This window comes from Deinococcus aerius (assembly GCF_002897375.1).
Taxonomy (GTDB): Bacteria; Deinococcota; Deinococci; order Deinococcales; family Deinococcaceae; genus Deinococcus; species Deinococcus aerius.
The window spans coordinates 66,106-83,052 of the sequence record NZ_BFAG01000009.1; the positions used below are offsets into that span (position 1 = coordinate 66,106).

Sequence of the window (16,947 nt, forward strand, 5' to 3'; positions counted from 1 at the left end):
AAGTGAGAATGGGGGTGGGCCGACTCCGGCACTCGTCCCCCCGCACCTGTTCAACAGTTGTGACGGAGGGCCGCTACAGTAGAGCCGACATGAACAAGGAGTATCCAAGTGCCGCCGAGGCGCTACGAGACGTGGTGCGGGACGGACAGACCGTCGCCGTGGGGGGGTTTGGCCTGTGCGGCATTCCCGAACAGCTCATCCTGGCGTTGAGGGACAGCGGCGTGAGGGACCTCACCGCCGTCAGCAACAACGCGGGCGTGGACGGCTGGGGCCTGGGGCTGCTCCTCCAGACCCGCCAGATTCGCAAGATGATCTCCTCCTACGTCGGCGAGAACAAGGAGTTCGAGCGCCAGTACCTCGCGGGCGAACTGGAGCTGGAATTCACCCCGCAGGGTACCCTGGCCGAGCGGATGCGGGCGGGCGGCGCGGGGATTCCCGGCTTCTACACGAAAACGGGCGTGGGCACCCTCGTCGCCCAGGGCAAGGAACACAAGGAGTTCGACGGCGAGACGTACATCCTGGAGCGCGGCATCCGGGCTGACCTGGCCCTCGTCAAGGCGTGGAAGGCCGACCGCGCGGGGAACCTCGTGTACCGCAAGACCGCGCAGAACTTCAACCCGCTCGCCGCCACCTGTGGCCGGGTCACCGTCGCCGAGGTGGAGGAGATCGTGGAGATCGGCGAACTCGACCCGGATGGGATCGACACGCCGGGCATCTACGTGCAGCGGGTGGTCCTCAACCCGCACCCCGAGAAGCGCATCGAGCAGCGCACCGTGCGGAAGGTGGAGGCCCCGGCCTCGTCCGCCGCCGGGGAGGAAGTCTAAGCCATGGCTGGCCTGAACCTCAGGGGCGGCCCTTACCCGCGCCTACTGCGCGTCCAGAGGCGGCTCTGGACGCTGCGCGGTTCGGTTTTCTTGCAGGAGACTTCGCGTCTCTGGAGGTTGTGATGCCCTGGACCCGAGACGAGATGGCCCGCCGCGCCGCGCAGGAGTTGCGGGACGGCTACTACGTGAACCTGGGGATCGGCCTCCCCACCCTGGTCGCCAACCACATCCCCGAGGGGGTGAGTGTCTGGCTGCAATCGGAAAACGGCCTGCTGGGCATCGGCCCCTTTCCCACCGAGGACGAGGTGGACCCCGATCTGATTAACGCGGGCAAGCAGACCGTCACGGCCTTACCCGGGGCGAGCTTCTTCTCCAGCGCCGAAAGCTTCGCCATGATCCGGGGCGGGCACGTGAACCTCGCCATCCTGGGGGCCATGCAGGTCTCCGAGAAGGGCGACCTCGCCAACTGGATGATCCCCGGCAAGATGGTCAAGGGCATGGGCGGCGCGATGGACCTCGTGGCGGGCGTACAGCGCGTCGTCGTGCTGATGGAGCATGTGGCGAAGGGGGACGCGCACAAGATCCTCCACGAATGCACCCTGCCGCTGACGGGCAAGGGCGTGGTGAACCGCATCATCACCGATCTGGGCGTGCTGGATGTGACGCCGGACGGCCTGAAGCTGGTCGAACTCGCGCCCGGCGTCACGCTCGACGAACTCCGGGCGAAGACGGGGGCGGAGGTTCAGGCGTAGGGACAAAGCCTCCCGGGCCGGGCGTTCTCCAGGGCGTCCGGCCCTGTTGGTCTCCCCTCAGAGCCCGTACCGCATGAGGGGCAGCCGGCGGTCCGGGGAGGCTTCAGAAGGCGTCTCCCCGACCCGCTCGGCGCCCATCGCCCGGTAGAAGCCCTCGGCGTGCAGGTCGCTGACGATCAGCAGGAAGGGAGCGTCCGCCGCCCGGGCCTCGGCCAGCGTGTGCTGCCAGAGCCGCACGCCGACGCCCTGCCGGGTGCAGGTGGGGGAGACGAACAGCTTGTCGAGGTGCCACCCCTCCGGCCCTGGGCACAGGCTGGAAAAGCCCACCACGGTCCCTTCCCGCTCCGCCACGACATGGGGGAAGCGGGCGATGTCCCCGGCGGTCACCCGCAGCGCATCCCGGCACGCCGCGAGAAAGGCCGCGTCGTAGCCCCTGTGTGCCTTGGAAGCCAGGGCGAGGCGGCTGAGGGCGTCCGCCTCGTCCTCCCGCGCGGGCCGCAGGGTGAGGGTCATGCCCGGCGAACCTGTGCCCGCACCGGCCCGTCCGGTTTGAGGGTCACCCCCGCGATGAGTCCGGTCGGGCCCCCGTCCGGCACCTCCAGCGTGTACTCCCGCAGCACCAGCCCGGCGATCAGGGCCGCCTCCAACAGGGCCAGGTGGTTGCCAATGCACATCCTGGCCCCCGCCCCGAAAGGCATGAAGGCGTCCGGCGTGCGCCCCTGCCCCAGCCACCGCTCGGGCATAAAGGCGTCCGGCTGCGGCCAGTACCGGGCGCTCCGTTGCAGCAGGAAGATGTTCACGCTGACGTTCGCCCCCTCGGCCAGGGGCACGCCCGCGACCGTCACGGGCCGGGTCGCCTGCCGGGGCACCAGCCAGGCGGGCGGGTACAGGCGCAGCGTCTCCTGGATGCAGGCGTTCAGGTACGGGAGGTGCCGCGTGTCGGCGGCGGTGGGCGTGCGGTCCCCCAGCACCTCCCGGACCTCCGCCTGTGCCCGCTCCCGCGCCTCCGGGTGGCGCGACAGGCTCAGGAACAGGAAGGTCAGGAGCGTGGCCGTCGTCTCGTGCCCCGCCAGGAAGAGGGTCATCACCTCGTCGCGCAGCTCGGCGTCGGTCAGGCCGCCCCCGCCCTCCTCGTCGCGGGCGGCGAGCAGCATCCCCAGCAGGTCGCGCCCCTCCCCGCCCGCCGCGCGGCGCTCGCGGATGATCCGGTTCACGATGCCGTCGAGTGCCCGTTCCGCCGCCTTTTCCCTAAACCGTGCGGGCGTCGGCAGGTCCCAGTCCACCAGCGACCGAACCCGGTTCGTCGTGCTCTCCAGCAGGGGCGGCAACTCGCGCTCGACCACCCGCAGGTCGTCCTCGGCCAGCGCCGTGCCGAACAGCACCGCCGCGACCGCCCGCAGGGTGACGTGCAGCATCTCGGAGGCCACGTTGACCGGCTCCCCGGACCGCGCCGCCTCCCCCAGCCACCCCAGCAGCGGCTCGGTCGCCCGCACGATGTCCCCGGCCATGCCCTCCAGCGCCGCGCGGTGAAAGGCGGGCTGCATCAGGCGGCGGTGCCTGCGCCAGACCTCGCCCTCGGAGGTCAGGAGGCCGGTGCCGAGAAAGGGCTCCATCTTCTGAATGCCGCGCCCCTTGCGGAAGCTGGCGGCCTTGGTCACAAGCACTTCGCGGGCGGCGGCGGGTTCCGCCACCGCCAGCACCTCGCGCGGGCCGAAGCGGATGGGAAACACGTCCCCATACGCGGCGCGGGTGTGCCGCAGGAAGCCGAGGGCGTCGCGCCGCAACTCGGGCAGGTGGCCGAGCAGGGGGTGTCCGCGGGGGCCGTCCGGCCAGCCTGAACTCTGGGTCATGCGGGCATTATCACGTGGGAGGTGGGATCTGGCGCAGCCAACCGGACGGACCCTCTCCATCCCCTCGCACCCCTAACGAGCGTTTGTTAGACTGAAATCACAGATGACCCAGCCTGACACCCGCGCCGCGGCACCGTCTTCCCCGACCCAGGACGCCTGGGCGGACGCCCTCGCGCGTCTCGCCACCGACCAGGCCCGCGTGCGGGCGGGCGGGGGTCCCAAGGCCCAGCAGCGCCAGCACGAGAAAAACCGCCTGACGGCCCGCGAGCGCATTAACCGGCTGATCGATCCGGGCAGCGCGTTCGACGAGCTGATGACCTTCGCCGGGTACGGCATGTACGAGGACGTGGGCGGCTGCCCCAGCGGCGGCACGGTCACCGGGATCGGGCAGATTCAGGGCCGTCCCTGGATGATCATCGCCAACGACGCGACGGTGAAGGCGGGGGCGTTCTTCCCGATCACCGCCAAAAAGGTGATCCGCGCGCAGACCATCGCGCTCGAAAACAGGCTGCCCGTCGTGTACCTCGTGGACTCGGCGGGTGTGTACCTCCCCATGCAGGACGAGATTTTCCCCGACCAGGACGACTTCGGGCGGGTGTTTTACCTCAACGCCCGCATGAGCGCGAGGGGGATTCCCCAGATCGCCGCCATCATGGGCAACTGCGTGGCGGGCGGCGCGTACCTGCCCGTCATGTGTGACACGCTCATCATGACCGAGGGTTCGGGGCTGTACCTCGCGGGTCCCGCCCTCGTGAAGGCCGCCATCGGGCAGGTCGTGGACTCCGAGGAACTGGGCGGAGCGGCCATGCACGCCGGGATCGCCGGGACGGTGGACTACCGCGAGCCCGACGACGAGGCGGCGCTAAAGCGGATTCGCGCGCTCGCCGACCTCTACGCGCCGGGCGAGGTGGCGCCCTGGGCGAAACGTCGGGCAGAGGTGCGCGAGCCGGAGAGCCATGACCTTACCGAACTCGTCAGCTTCGACGGCGCCAAGACCTACGACGTGCGCGACCTCATCACCTCCCTGACCGACGGCGGCGAGTTCCACGAGTTCAAGGCCGAGTACGGCGAGACGCTGGTGTGCGGCTTCGGGCGGGTGGGCGGCTACCCAGTGGGCTTCGTGGCGAACCAGCGCACGGTCATCAAGAAGAAGCTCAAGTCGGGCGGCGAGCCCGGCCTGCGCACCCGCATCGAGGTCGGCGGCGTGATCTACGGCGACTCCGCCGACAAGGCCGCCCGGTTCATCCTCGACGCGAACCAGGCGGGCGTGCCGCTGGTGTTCCTCTCCGACGTGACCGGCTTTATGGTGGGCCGCGACTCCGAGCAGGAGGGCATCATCCGCCGGGGCGCGAAGCTGGTGAACGCGGTGTCCAACTCCGTCGTTCCCAAGATCACCATCATCACGGGCGGCTCCTTCGGGGCGGGGAACTACGCGATGAACGGCAAGGCTTACGCGCCGCGCTTCCTCTTCGCCTGGCCCAGTGCCAAGTACGCCGTGATGAGTGGCAACGCGGCGGCCAAGACGCTGCTCGACATTCAGGTGGCCGCCCTGAAGCGCCAGGGCCACCCGCCCGACGACGAGGAACTCGCCCGCCTGTACGAGGAGGTCAAGGCCAAGTACGACGCCGAACTCGACCCCCGCTACGCCGCCGCCCGCCTCTGGGTGGATGAGATCATCGCCCCGAACGACACCCGCGACCGCCTGATCCGCGCCCTGGAGGCCTGTGCCCAGAACCCCGAGCAGGAGGAGTTCCGCGTGGGCGTATTCCAAGTGTAGGTGGCTCTACTCCCTCTTCGGACAGCCGGGGTGGGGGGCGTGTGACCACCCCAAATTGCTCCAAGATGCCCTGCCACCCATTCCAGCCGCGCCGGAGGGCGTGACGGTTCACCCCCTCTCCTGCGGAGCTGTACCAGTCCCGGCCTCCCCCCTCAAAGGGGAGGCGAAACAAGCCCTCAATCCCCCTTTTCCTGGAGGCTTCACATGACCAGCACCCTCGACCGCCCCACCAGCCCCAACGTCTCGCCCATGAACGACGACCAGCGCGCGATCATCGGAGCCCTGAGGAGCTTCCTGAAGAACCGGGTGGAGCCGGGCGCCGCCGAACGCGACCAGACGGGCGAGTTCCCCTTCGAGATCGTCCGCGAACTCGGCGAGATGGGCATCATGGGCGCCCAGACGCCCGAGGAGTACGGCGGGGCGGGGCTGGATACCGCCACCTTCGCCATGATCATTGAGGAAATCGCGGCGGTGGACGGCAGCCTCTGCCTCACCGTCGCTTCGCACAACTCGCTGTGCCAGGGGCACATCCTGATCGGCGGGACCGAGGAGCAGAAGCGCAAGTTCCTCCCCGACCTCGCCTCGGCCAAGAAGCTCGGGGCGTGGGGCCTGACCGAGCCGGGCAGCGGCTCCGACAGCGGCGGGCTCCAGACGCGGGCGGTGGAGCAGCCGAACGGGTCGTGGATTCTCAACGGCTCCAAGAACTTCATCACCCAGGGCAGCGTGGGGGGCACCTACGTCATCCTCGCCCGCACCGATCCACCGCGCCCCGGCAAGGGCAAGAACGACGGCATCAGCGCCTTTGTCTTCAACCGCGACGAGGTGACGGGCTTCTCCATCGGCCGCAAGGAGGACAAGCTCGGCCTGCGGAGCAGCGACACCGCGCAACTGATCTTCGAGGACATCCACCTCCCCGCGGACGCGCTGCTGGGCGAGCGGGGGAACGCCTTCAAGGACGTGATGCGGGTACTCGACGGGGGCCGCGTGGGCATCGCCGCGATGGGCCTGGGGCTGGGCCGCGCCGCCTTCGAGTACGCGACGAAGTACACCCTGGAGCGCGAGCAGTTCGGCAAGCCCATCGCCCACAACCAGGACATCGCCTTCCGCCTGGCCGACATGGACACGCAGCTTGAGGCCGCCCGGCTCCTCATCCGCAAGGCCGCCGACCTCAAGGATGCGGGGCAGAACTTCACGGTGGCCGTCGCCCGCGCCAAGCTGTTCGCCACCACCGTGGGCGTCCACGCCTGCGACGAGGCGATCCAGATGCTCGGCGGCTACGGCTATATCAAGGAATACCCCGTCGAGCGGTTCTGGCGCGACAACCGCCTGACCCGCATCGGCGAGGGCACCGACGAGGTGCAGCGCCTGGTGATCAGCCGCGACGTGATGAAGCGATTCGCGGAATAAGGAGCAAATACAGCATCCAGTGGATGCGTTCTCGGGGCGCGGGTGTCATTCTCAATGGGTGCCGCGCCTCAAGACTATTTCCCTCCGAACGCTGCTCACAGATAGGGAAAAGTTGCCGCTGCGCCCTGATGATCGCTTTGAACACCTGCTGGATCGGTTTCGTGTCCCTTTTTATGCTGGGCGTGTTGGAAAAGGACTGTTTACGCTCCAGCGTGAGAACCTGGTGCTGTACTTGCGCGACGGTGTATTGAACAGTCTGGAGCTAACAGCAAGTGGTTTTTATCAACCCTCGGACCTGGTTAACTGGTGTGGGTTCGACATTATAAAAGACAACATTCTTGGTTGGTGCGAGACGCAAGGTATTGAGCTACGGCTTGTGCAGGAGACTGAGGAGAGCCGGTTATGGGAGGCGCCTTCTGGTGCCCTGATTGCCATTCAGGGTGACAGGTTATGGAACATCGCCATGTCAGTGCAGCCTTGAACTGAGATCGTCATCCCATTTCCCCGCGCCCCTCGAACACCCGCCGCGCCTCCATGATCGCCTCTCGGTGCTGCTCGGCCCAGTCCCAGACTCCGCAGAAGGCGGCGCTCAGGCTCCGGCCCATGTCGGTGAGTTCGTAGTCCACCCGGGGCGGGATGACCGGATAGACGGTGCGGACGACCAACCCGTCCGCCTCCATCTGGCGCACCGTCTTGGTCAGCATCTTCTGGCTGATGTCCCCGACGAGTTGCCCCAGTCGCGTGAAACGCAGTCGCCCGTGCTCCTCCAGCGTTTCCAGGATGAGCATCGTCCACTTGTCGGCCACCCTCCCGATGATCTCCCGGACGAGGGCGTCCAGTTCGGGGTCCGCATGTTCGGGCGGGATGTTCTGCGCCTTCGGTGTGCTGATCATATCCTAACTCTCCTTGGGGTTAGTATGGCACTTTCGGGTGCCTACTTCCCTTTAGTAAGTAAGGAGCTTACCCTGGCACTCAGGAGGAGCACCATGCAAATGACAGGCAGCACCATTCTGATCACTGGCGGGGGCTCCGGTATCGGCCGCGCGCTCGCGGAGGCATTTCATGCCCGCGGTAATCAGGTTATCATCGCGGGTCGCCGCCAGCAGATGCTCGACGAGGTCGTGACGGCCAACTCCGGCATGAGGTCGGCGGTACTGGACATCGAAGATGCGGAAGCCATTCGCCACTTCGCGGAACAGCTCAGGATGGAATTCCCGGCCCTGAACGTGGTCATCCACAACGCGGGGATCATGCGTCCCGAGGCCGTTCAGGACGGCGCCCTGGACGACGCCGAGGCGACGGTGGCGACGAACCTGCTGGGACCTATTCGCCTGACCGCGGCGCTGCTGCCTCACCTGCTGGCCCAGCCGAACGCGGCGATCATCACCGTCTCGTCCGGCCTCGCGTTTCTGCCGCTGGCGACGACCCCGACCTACAGCGCGACGAAGGCTGCCATCCACTCCTACACGCAGTCGCTGCGGTATCAGCTCAGGGACACGTCCGTGCAGGTGATCGAACTGATCCCGCCGTACGTGCAGACGGAATTGATGGGGCCGGGGCAGGCGAGTGGTCCGGGCGCCATGCCCCTGGGGGACTTTATCGACGAGGTGGTGTCCATTCTCGATACCTCTCCCGACGCGACCGAGATTCTGGTGGAGCGGGTCAGGCCGCTGCGCTTCGCCGAAGCGGGCGGGAATTACCCGGTCTTTTTCCGGCAGTTCAACGACGCCAGCTCGGCCCACTGAGGGCCTGAGAACGAAGCTCTTTAATATTTCCCCACTTGCTCCACCAGCAGCGCGAAAAAGCCGTCCGCGTCCACCTCCGTCATCACCTCGGCGTTGGGGGCCTTGCCCGTCACGCCCCACACGTCCGCGACCGTTCGCCCCTGACTCGGTCCTTCCGTCAGGTCCACCTCGACGTGCATGGGGCGCGTCCCGAACAGCTCCGGGCGCAGCAGCCAGGCCACCGTCAGGGGGTCGTGCAGGGCGCCGCCCTCCCAGCCGTAACGCTCCCGGTGGTGTTCGGCGAAGAACTCCAGCAGCACGGCGACGAACTCGCCGACCTCGGTGCCCAGTCCCCGGAAGGCGGCCACCCGCGCCGGGTGCGCGATGGCCTGGTGCGAGGCGTTCAAACCGATCATGGTGAGGGGCACGCCGGAGGTGAACACGATGTGGGCGGCGTGCGGGTCGGCCAGGGCGTTGAACTCGGCGGCGGGCGTCCAGTTGCCCGTATCGGTGGAGCCGCCCATCCAGACAATGCGCCGGATCAGGGGCGCGATGTCCGGGGCGAGGCGCAGGGCCAGCGCGACGTTCGTGAGCGGGCCGGTGGGCACCAGGGTCACCTCGCCCGGATGCTCGCGGACGGCGCGGATCAGGAAGTGGACGGCGTGTTCGTCCTCTGTCCCCCGGCTCGGCGTGGGCAGATGGGGACCGTCAAGTCCGCTCTCGCCATGCACGAGTTCGGCGCTGATGGGCGGCACGACGAGGGGGCGGCCTACGCCCCGATAGACGGGCACGTTCGAGCGGGCGAGTTCGCGCACGACCAGGGCGTTGCGGGTCGTGCGGTCCAGTCCCACGTTGCCGAACACGGTCGTCACGCCCAGAACCCGCAGTTCCGGGCTCGCCAGCGCGAGCAGGATATTCACGGCGTCGTCGTGGCCGGGATCGCCGTCGAGGATGACCTGGAGGGGCATGGGGGCCATTGTTTCACCCCCGGTCAGGCTGGATAAACCGACCGTAAGCTTTGTGCCATCCGCGTCAGGCAGAGGCCACTACACTGGGGTCATGAAGGGCCTGCGCGAGTTCATTGACTGGCTGCGGGAAGCGCTCAAGGGCGCGCCACAACCCCAGCCGGTGCCCGTTCCCGTCCGCGTGCGCGACCGTCGCTAACCGGGCCACCTCCCCCACCTCTTCCCGTCCACCCGCCCCCGGGTGGGCGTTTTTCTGGCCCCCCTGCCCAGGCGGCCCAACTCCTCCACCATACCCCCGCGCGTGAGGGTTCGCTGTGGACCATTCGCCTGACTTTCACCTGACGTGGACCCTAGAGTGAACTCCCGGGCCCCAACTCCACTGAGCTCTGGCCCCGGGAGAAACGGAAAGAGGTGAAGCCGTGCATATTTACCAGCTGACAGGCCGGAACGTGGACGTTACCGAGGCGATGCGCGACTACGTGGAGGAAAAGCTCACGCGGCTGGACCGCTTCAGCGACCAGATCACTGACGCGCGCGTGATCCTGACCGTCCGGGATGTGCGCGACGCCGGGCGGCGTAACCGCGTCGAGGTCCAGCTCAATGTGCCAAACGGCATCATCCGGGCCGAGGAACACCACGCCGACATGTACGCGGCGATTGACCGCGTCTCCGACGTGCTGGAACGCCAGCTTCGCAAGTTCAAGACCCGTTACCTCAAGCACCGCCAGGACGCCGTGCCCCAGCCGGAGGTGGGCCTGGCCGAGGCGGACGTGGACGCCGGGGTGGGCGACGAGGTGACCGAGTTCCGCCCCGAGATCGTGCGCCAGAAGCGTTTCAGCCTGCGCCCCATGAGCCCCGAGGACGCCGTGACCCAGATGGAGGCCCTGGGCCACGACTTCTACGTGTTCAAGAATATGGACACGAACAGTTGCGCCGTGGTGTACCGCAGGCGCGACGGCAACTACGGGCTAATCGAGCCGAGCTGAGGAAGGTGGCGGGGGGTGGGGACTGGTTCTCCCCACCCTCACGCTTTTCTCACTCGCCGGGGCGCCTGTCCCGCGGCATCTGCTACGCTGGGGCGTTCATGATCGCGCACGTGATCAATCCCGGATCGAGCAGCGTGAAACTCGCCTGCGCCGACCTCCAGCCCAGCGAGAACGCGGCCCTGCCCGGCCAACTGCGCCTGAGCCTCACCCGCGCCGAGGTGCCCCTGGAGGGGCCTCCGGGCGAGCGGGACCTGAGCGCCTTGACCCGCGCGGTGCTGGACGTGACGGCGGGCTGGCCGCGCCCAGATGCCGTGGTCGCCCGCGGCGGCTGGCTGGGGCGGGTGGCGGCGGGCACGTACCGGGTGACGCCGGAACTCGCGCGGTACGCCGCCGGGGAGGGCCGCGACGGGCTGGGCAGCGTCCTCGCGCTGCGGGTTGGGGAGGCGTGGGGGGTGCCCGCCTTCGTGGTGGACCCCCAGAGCGTGAACGAACTGCTCCCCGAGGCGCGGGTGACCGGGGTGCGGGGGGTGACGCGCGAGGCCCGCTTCCACGCGCTCAACGCCCGGGTGGTTGCCCGCCGCGCCGCGCACGAGGTCGGCCTGCGGCTTCAGGATGCCCGGGTGGTCGTCGCGCACCTGGGGGCCACGACCAGCGTGACGGCCTTTGACCGGGGCCGCGCCATCGACACGAGCGGCACGGGTCCCGACGGCGGCCCGCTGGGCGCCCGCCAGGCCGGGCCGCTGCCCACCACCGCCCTGCTGCGGCTGGCGGGGGAGCGGCCCCACGCCGAGCTGCTGCGGTCCCTCGCCGCCGAGAGCGGCTTCCTGGCCCTGACCGGCAGCGCGGACCTGAGGGAGCTGGAGGCGCGCGAGGAGGACGACCCGGCGGTGCAGGCCGCCGCCGCCGCCTTCGTCCACCAGGCGTGCAAGGCCATCGGGGAGCAGTGCGGGGCGCTGCCGGGCCGACCGGACGCGCTGGCGATCACCGGGGGGGCCGCCCGCTGGGAGGCCGTGGTGGACCGCATCGAGCGGCGGCTCGGCTGGATCGCCCCCGTGATCATCGTGCCCGGCGAGCTGGAACTCGAGGCCCTGGCGGAAGGCGCGGGCCGGGTGCTGCTGGGGCTGGAAGCGCCCCGGGACTGGGCGCCCCCCGTGCCCGGCGCGGACGGAAGCCGCTAGCGTGGCCCGCCGCCGCCCCCCCCGCGCCGCCCCCGAGCCCATCCGCGCGACGAGCATGTGGCGGGTGGACCAGGTGTTCCTCGCCCGGCGCGGCCAGCGCATCGAGGTCACCTGCTCGCTGGTGAACGACCGCGGCGGCCTGCGGAACCTCAGCGTGGTGGCGCCGACCGACGACCCCCCGGAGGCCCTGCGCCACGCCGCCCGCTTCATCGCGGGAAAGGGCAACGTCTCCAGCGCCCGCCAGGCCCGGGTGCGCTGGGCGCGCGAGCAGACGACCACCCTGCAAGACGAGCTGATCCGTGACCGCGCCCTGGAGGACGACTTTCAGGACGCCTTCGAGGACACCTTGCAGGAGGTCCGCGACCGGATGAGGTAGGGACGGGCGCCGCGAGGGTCATCCCGGGTCGCTCGGCGGAGGAGCCCATTTCGAAGACCCCTCACCCGTGGGGAGAGGGAATCTTTTCGGCGGCGGGCTCTTCTTCTGCCGACGGCTCCAAAGATGACGCAGGGATGGGAGCCGGTTTCCCTCCCGTTCCCGTTAAAGAAAAAGCCCCACCGATTGGTGGGGTTTTTGTGGTTGCAGGGACAGGATTTGAACCTGTGACCTCCGGGTTATGAGCCCGACGAGCTACCAGACTGCTCTACCCTGCGTTACCTCTTGCCTCGCGCGCCTTTTTTGGCGCTCAGAAATAGTAGCGCGGGTTCAAAAATCTGTCAACTGCCGCTCTGGCGGGCAGTGCGGCGCTAGGCTGGGGCCGTGACGGAAACCGGCCCGGCGGGCATTCAGGGGCGCAAGCTCCGGCATATCGAGGCCTGCCTGCGGCCGGAAAGCCAGTACGCGGGTGTGACGACCGGCCTGGAGCGGGTGCCCTGGCCGTACCGGGCGCTTCCCGACCTCGACCTGGAGGACGTGAGCCTGGAGACCGTGTTCCTGGGCCGGACGCTGGCGGCCCCCGTGCTCATCGGCGCGATGACGGGCGGGGCGGAGCGGTCGGCGGCTATTAACCGCAACCTTGCCGTCGCCGCGCAGAGGCTGGGGGTCGGCCTGATGCTGGGCTCGCAGCGGGTGATGCTGGAGCGGCCGGAGACCGCCGCGAGCTTTCAGGTGCGCGGGGTGGCGCCCGACGTGCTGCTCGTCGGGAACCTCGGGGCGGCGCAGTTCGGGCTGGGCTACGGGGCCGGGGAGGCCGTGCGGGCGGTGCGCGAGGTGAGTGCCGATGCCCTGGCGATCCACGTCAATCCCTTGCAGGAGGCCATGCAGGCGGGGGGCGACACCCGTTGGGCCGGGCTGGGCGGGCGGCTGGCCGAGGTCGTCCCCACGTTGCCCTTCCCCGTGATCCTCAAGGAGGTGGGGCACGGGCTCGACGGAGGGACCGTTCGCGCCGTCGCCGGGACGGGCTTCGCGGCCCTCGACGTGGCGGGGGCGGGCGGCACGAGCTGGGCCCGGGTGGAGCAGCTCGTGCGGTACGGCGACGTGCTCACCCCCGATCTGTGCGAGGTGGGCATTCCCACCGCTCGGGCCCTGGTGGAGGCCCGCCGCGCGGCGCCGGGAACCCCCCTCATCGCGTCCGGCGGGATTCGCACCGGCCTGGACGCCGCCCGCGCCCTCGCCCTCGGCGCCCAGGTCGTCGCCGTCGCCCGCCCCCTCCTCGAACCCGCGCTGGAGGGTGCGGCGGCGGTCGAGGCCTGGCTCTCGCGCTTCATCCACGAGTTGCGGGTGGCCCTGTTCGTCGGCGGCTATCCGAGCGTCGGGGCGGTCAGGGGAACGGCGGACCCGGAGCGTTGAGGTCCGGCCTCAGCGCCGCGCCTCCACCCCCAGGAGGTGCGCCCCCAGGCTGCCGAAGCTCACCTCATCGGCGGGGGGATGGGTTAGGCCCGCGCGGGCGTCGCGCAGCAGGCGTTCCAGCGGCAGGGCGGGCGTGAGGGCCGCTCCCCCCGCCGTCCGCACCGCGAGGTCAGTGGCGCTCACGGCGGCGTTCGTGGCGCAGGCCTTCGCGGCGGCCAGGACGGGGACGGCCTCGGGCGTCGGTGCGTCGTCCCAGGTCCGCGCGGCCTCCAGGAGGAGCGCGCGGGCCGCGTGCAGTTCCGCCGCGATGCGCCCCACGTTCTCCTGCACGCGCGGCAGGGTGGCGATGGGGGCGCCGAGCGCGGTGGGCACCCGCTCCCGGGCGTAAGCCACCAAGGCGCCCAGGGCGGCGAAGCCCACGCCCAGGTACGTCGCCGCGATGGCGGTCCAGAACCACGCGCTGCTCGCCGGATGCCCCGGCGCGGGCGGGGCGAGGAGGTCGCCGGGGACGTGGACCCCCGCGAACGTCACGTCGTGGCTGCCGCTGCCGCGCAGGGCGAGGGCGCCGGTCCAGGTGGGCTCGATCCCCACCCCGGGGGCGTGCATGTCCACGAGCAGCCGGACGACCTCGCCCCCCGGGGTGGCCGCGCTGACCACGGCGAGGTCGAGGGCGCGCGCCCCCGTCGCCCAGGTCTTGCGGCCCGTCAGGCGCCAGCCGTCCCCCTCCGGCACGGCGACGGTGCGGGGCAGGCCGCCGCGCGAGGGGCTGCCGAGTTCGGGCTCGCTCGCCAGGGCGTTCACCAGCCGTCCCTCCACGCTCGCCCGCTCGAGGGCCGCGAGCATGGGCTCCGGCAGCGTGCCCCCCTGAAACGCCGCGCCTACCACATGGGTATGCATCGCCAGCACGAGGGCGAGGGCGGCGTTGGCCTCCCCCAGCCGCAGTTGCGCCGCCGCGTATTCCTCCAGGGTCGCGCCGAGTCCTCCCCGCTCCCGGGGCAGGGTCAGCCGCGTGTACCCGCTCGCCCGCAGGGCCGCCGCGGCCTCCGGGGTCACGTCCTGCGCGGCCTCGCAGGCGTCCGCGTGGGTGCGGATGGCGTGGGCCGCGCGGCCCGTCACGTCTTGCAGGGTGGGGGAGAGGGCGTGCGTCACGCCCGGCAGGGTAGCGCCTGCACCCGGCCCCACCTCTGTCAGCGCGGACAGTTCAGGCCAGGTGAGGTGCCCCGCCGCGCCGCCCGGCTCCCCGCATGTGCAGGAGGCGAAAGTGCAGCCGGGCCGCAGCGCCTCCCGCGCCCCCAGCCCGCTGAAATAGACGCGGACAAACGCGGCCAGGAGCGCGTCCCCCGCCCCGCTGGTGCTGACGACTGGCCGGGTGGGCACGGCGAGCTGGTGCCAGGGGGGCCGCCCCCGCTCGGAGAGCAGCGCCCCGGCCGCCCCCACCCCGATCGCGATGAGCCGTGGGTCCCAGCTCTCGCGGTAGGCCCGCCACGCGTCCTGCGCGGGCAGCGAGAGGTTCGCCCCGCTCAGGAACACCACGTCCGCGTTTGCCAGGTGGGGCAGATCGTAGGGGTGCCCGGGTCCGGGGGTCGCCTGGAGGTCGGTGACGACCGGTACGCCCGCTGCCCGCGCGAGGGGAAGCAGCCCGCGGGTCCACGCGACGTTGCCGAGGACCGCGACCTGGAGCCCCGCCAGCGCCTCCTGAAAGAGCGGGAGGGGAGCCGCCCCCGCGGTGAGGCCCTTCAGGTCGCGATAGATCTGCCGGGCACCCCCCCGGGGCGGTCAGCACCAGCGAGAGCGGCGTGGCGGGCGCGGGGCAGAGCTGGATGCCCGTCCTCCCCGCCGTCTCCCGAGTGGCGTGTCCCGCCGGGTCGTCCCCCACGAAGGCCAGCCGCCGCACCTCTGTCCCAGCCGCGCCAGGGCGTGCGTCACGTTGAACCCCACCCCGGACACCCCGAGCGTCAGGGGACCCGGTTGCTCCGCGCTCTCGGCGGCGGGCAGCGTCAGCGAGGGGGCGGCGAAGCCCAGTTCCAGGTTGACGTTCCCGCAGACCAGGACCCGCAATGGCGAGGAGGACATGGGCCAGTGTAACCCCCTCCCGGATTCGCTCAAAACAGAATATAATACTGTCACTATGTCTAAGGCTTCACGAGATTCCGCACGTGCCGTCATTCAGGCCCGCTTCCGGGAGAGCGTGGACCGCGACGTGAGCGGCCTCGCCGCCGCGCAGTGTCAGGAGGGCGGGTTGTACGCGCCCGACGGCACCCCGGCCCACATCCTCTGCCTGGGCAGCCATCCGGCGGTCACGGGGCTGATCTGGCAGGACTTCCGCCCGAACTGGGAGGAGGTCGTGTACGTGTACGACGGCACCCGGACGGAATTGACCCGTTACCTCAACGCCAAGCTGCACCTGACGGTCACGCTCGCCGCCGCCGGGCACGAGAACACGCCCGGCGTCCAGGCCGCCCTGCTCGCCGCCCAGCAGGCCCTGCACGCCCTCTGGATCGTCTGGGCGGGGTATCAGGCCACCACCACGGACGCTCTGGCCCACGCCGTCACCGAGTTCGAGGACGTGCGGTAGGGAAGGGGCTCTCGTACCTCCACGGTGACGGGGCCCTTCCCGGGGTAGGCTTGGACGGCAACTCCAGCCCAGCCGCCACTCTCCCAGGAGGTCCTCACCCCATGACCCAGCCCCGCCTGCCCGAACGCTTTCGTGCCCTGCGCGCCGTGAAGGATGACGCGGGCTTCCGCGCCGAGTTTCAGCAGCTCACACCCGCCGACCTGCCGGGTGGCGACACGGTCGTGCGCGTGACCCATTCCAGCCTGAACTATAAGGACGGCCTGGCGGTGACCGGGAGGCCCGGCGTGCTGCGGTCGTACCCGATGACGCCCGGCATCGACCTTGCGGGAACGGTCGTCAGCGACGAGACGGGCACCTATCAACCGGGCGCCCCGGTGCTGCTCACCGGCTGGGGCATCGGCGAGCGGCAGGACGGCGGGTACGCTGAGTACGCGCGGGTCCGGTCGGAGTGGCTGGTGCCCCTGCCCGGGGGAACCGGCGCCGAGTGGGCGATGAGCGTCGGCACGGCGGGCTTCACGGCGATGCTCGCGGTGTTGAGCCTGGAGGACCACGGCCTGACTCCCGGAAGCGGCGAGGTGCTGGTCACGGGCGCAGCGGGCGGCGTGGGCAGCACGGCGGTCGCCCTCCTCGCGGCGGCGGGCCATACGGTCACGGCGAGCACCGGGCGGCGTGAGGAGGAGGCCTACCTGCGCTCCCTCGGCGCCGCGAACGTCATCGGGCGGGAAGAATTGCCCGGGCTGAAGCGTCCCCTGGAGAAGGAACGCTGGGCGGGCGTGGTGGACAGCGTGGGTGGCGAGACGCTGGCCGGGGCCCTCGCCAGCACGCGCGCGCACGGCTCGGTCGCGGCCTGCGGGCTGGCGGGGGGGAGTGCTCTCGCCACCACCGTCTTCCCCTTCATCCTCCGGGGGGTGAATCTCCTGGGGATCGACTCGGTGAACTGCCCGACCCCCCGCCGCCGGGCCGCCTGGGAACGCCTGGCCCGCGACCTTCCGGCAGACAAACTGGCCGACGTGACGCAGGTTCGCCCGCTGAGCGACGTTCCCGCGCTGGCCGAGGAGATTCTGGCGGGGCGGGTGCGGGGCCGCACGGTCATAGACGTGAGCCGCTGAAGTTCTGCCGAAAC

The 16,947-nt window shown here is 70.3% G+C and carries 18 protein-coding genes and 1 tRNA gene; 12 read left to right on the top strand and 7 right to left on the bottom strand.

The window, feature by feature from the left end:
* Positions 1-89 precede the first annotated feature (89 nt).
* Positions 90-824 (top strand): CoA transferase subunit A, encoded by a 735-nt coding sequence (locus tag DAERI_RS13035; protein WP_103129871.1) that lies wholly within the window; start codon positions 90-92, stop codon positions 822-824.
* Between the two features lie 122 nt (positions 825-946).
* Entirely contained in the window at positions 947-1,576 is a 630-nt protein-coding gene (locus tag DAERI_RS13040; protein ID WP_103129872.1) for a CoA transferase subunit B, read from the top strand.
* Between the two features lie 57 nt (positions 1,577-1,633).
* Here the strand turns inward: DAERI_RS13040 and DAERI_RS13045 are convergent, their stop codons facing one another.
* Positions 1,634-2,089 (bottom strand): GNAT family N-acetyltransferase, encoded by a 456-nt coding sequence (locus tag DAERI_RS13045; protein WP_103129873.1) that lies wholly within the window; start codon positions 2,087-2,089, stop codon positions 1,634-1,636.
* On the bottom strand, positions 2,086-3,426 hold the full coding sequence (locus DAERI_RS13050) for a cytochrome P450 (protein ID WP_103129874.1): 1,341 nt from the start codon (positions 3,424-3,426) through the stop codon (positions 2,086-2,088). Before DAERI_RS13050 ends, DAERI_RS13045 begins: the two co-directional genes overlap by 4 nt.
* A gap of 103 nt (positions 3,427-3,529) precedes the next feature.
* Between DAERI_RS13050 and DAERI_RS13055 the strand changes: the two genes are divergently transcribed.
* The 3 genes from DAERI_RS13055 (at position 3,530) to DAERI_RS22045 (ending at position 7,091) form a co-directional block, all read left to right on the top strand.
* Positions 3,530-5,203 (top strand): acyl-CoA carboxylase subunit beta, encoded by a 1,674-nt coding sequence (locus tag DAERI_RS13055; protein ID WP_103129875.1) that lies wholly within the window; start codon positions 3,530-3,532, stop codon positions 5,201-5,203.
* 204 nt (positions 5,204-5,407) lie between these two features.
* A complete protein-coding gene (locus DAERI_RS13060) occupies positions 5,408-6,610 on the top strand; it encodes an acyl-CoA dehydrogenase family protein (RefSeq protein ID WP_103129876.1) in 1,203 nt (400 codons plus the stop codon).
* Between the two features lie 58 nt (positions 6,611-6,668).
* Positions 6,669-7,091 (top strand): hypothetical protein, encoded by a 423-nt coding sequence (locus DAERI_RS22045; protein WP_133162033.1) that lies wholly within the window; start codon positions 6,669-6,671, stop codon positions 7,089-7,091.
* A gap of 10 nt (positions 7,092-7,101) precedes the next feature.
* On the opposite strand, the gene DAERI_RS13065 is transcribed toward DAERI_RS22045, so the two are convergent.
* Complete coding sequence (locus tag DAERI_RS13065; RefSeq protein WP_103129877.1) at positions 7,102-7,503, bottom strand: winged helix-turn-helix transcriptional regulator; 402 nt, start codon at positions 7,501-7,503, stop codon at positions 7,102-7,104.
* A 93-nt stretch (positions 7,504-7,596) separates the two neighbouring features.
* On the opposite strand from DAERI_RS13065, the gene DAERI_RS13070 reads away from it, so the two are divergent.
* Positions 7,597-8,355: an SDR family oxidoreductase gene (locus tag DAERI_RS13070; protein ID WP_103129878.1), complete on the top strand. Its 759-nt coding sequence runs from the start codon at positions 7,597-7,599 to the stop codon at positions 8,353-8,355.
* Positions 8,356-8,375: 20 nt separating this feature from the next.
* Here the strand turns inward: DAERI_RS13070 and DAERI_RS13075 are convergent, their stop codons facing one another.
* Positions 8,376-9,311: a nucleoside hydrolase gene (locus tag DAERI_RS13075; RefSeq protein WP_201262758.1), complete on the bottom strand. Its 936-nt coding sequence runs from the start codon at positions 9,309-9,311 to the stop codon at positions 8,376-8,378.
* A gap of 407 nt (positions 9,312-9,718) precedes the next feature.
* Between DAERI_RS13075 and hpf the strand changes: the two genes are divergently transcribed.
* The 3 genes from hpf (at position 9,719) to DAERI_RS13090 (ending at position 11,839) form a co-directional block, all read left to right on the top strand.
* Positions 9,719-10,285 carry a ribosome hibernation-promoting factor, HPF/YfiA family gene (gene hpf / locus DAERI_RS13080; RefSeq protein ID WP_103129879.1) on the top strand — a complete coding sequence of 189 codons (567 nt, stop codon included), beginning with the start codon at positions 9,719-9,721 and terminating at the stop codon, positions 10,283-10,285.
* Between the two features lie 98 nt (positions 10,286-10,383).
* Positions 10,384-11,463 carry a butyrate kinase gene (locus tag DAERI_RS13085; RefSeq protein WP_103129880.1) on the top strand — a complete coding sequence of 360 codons (1,080 nt, stop codon included), beginning with the start codon at positions 10,384-10,386 and terminating at the stop codon, positions 11,461-11,463.
* Between the two features lie 55 nt (positions 11,464-11,518).
* Positions 11,519-11,839: a hypothetical protein gene (locus DAERI_RS13090; protein WP_103129993.1), complete on the top strand. Its 321-nt coding sequence runs from the start codon at positions 11,519-11,521 to the stop codon at positions 11,837-11,839.
* Between the two features lie 198 nt (positions 11,840-12,037).
* On the opposite strand, the gene DAERI_RS13095 is transcribed toward DAERI_RS13090, so the two are convergent.
* A tRNA-Met gene (locus DAERI_RS13095) sits at positions 12,038-12,114 on the bottom strand.
* Between the two features lie 106 nt (positions 12,115-12,220).
* Here DAERI_RS13095 and fni point away from each other — a divergent pair.
* Positions 12,221-13,249 carry a type 2 isopentenyl-diphosphate Delta-isomerase gene (gene fni / locus DAERI_RS13100; protein ID WP_103129881.1) on the top strand — a complete coding sequence of 343 codons (1,029 nt, stop codon included), beginning with the start codon at positions 12,221-12,223 and terminating at the stop codon, positions 13,247-13,249.
* A gap of 9 nt (positions 13,250-13,258) precedes the next feature.
* Here fni and DAERI_RS13105 read toward each other — a convergent pair whose 3' ends face one another.
* Both DAERI_RS13105 and DAERI_RS22050 read right to left on the bottom strand, forming a co-directional pair.
* Positions 13,259-14,782, bottom strand: coding sequence for a PfkB family carbohydrate kinase (locus DAERI_RS13105; RefSeq protein ID WP_103129882.1), 1,524 nt, complete (start codon positions 14,780-14,782; stop codon positions 13,259-13,261).
* A 243-nt stretch (positions 14,783-15,025) separates the two neighbouring features.
* Positions 15,026-15,322, bottom strand: a complete 297-nt coding sequence (locus tag DAERI_RS22050; RefSeq protein WP_133162034.1) for a hypothetical protein — start codon at positions 15,320-15,322, stop codon at positions 15,026-15,028.
* Between the two features lie 55 nt (positions 15,323-15,377).
* Between DAERI_RS22050 and DAERI_RS13110 the strand changes: the two genes are divergently transcribed.
* The gene (locus DAERI_RS13110; protein ID WP_103129883.1) at positions 15,378-15,824 is read left to right on the top strand and encodes a hypothetical protein; all 447 of its coding nucleotides are present in this window, start codon (positions 15,378-15,380) and stop codon (positions 15,822-15,824) included.
* Between the two features lie 101 nt (positions 15,825-15,925).
* Positions 15,926-16,933 (top strand): MDR family oxidoreductase, encoded by a 1,008-nt coding sequence (locus DAERI_RS13115; RefSeq protein ID WP_103129884.1) that lies wholly within the window; start codon positions 15,926-15,928, stop codon positions 16,931-16,933.
* The last annotated feature ends 14 nt before the right edge of the window (positions 16,934-16,947 follow it).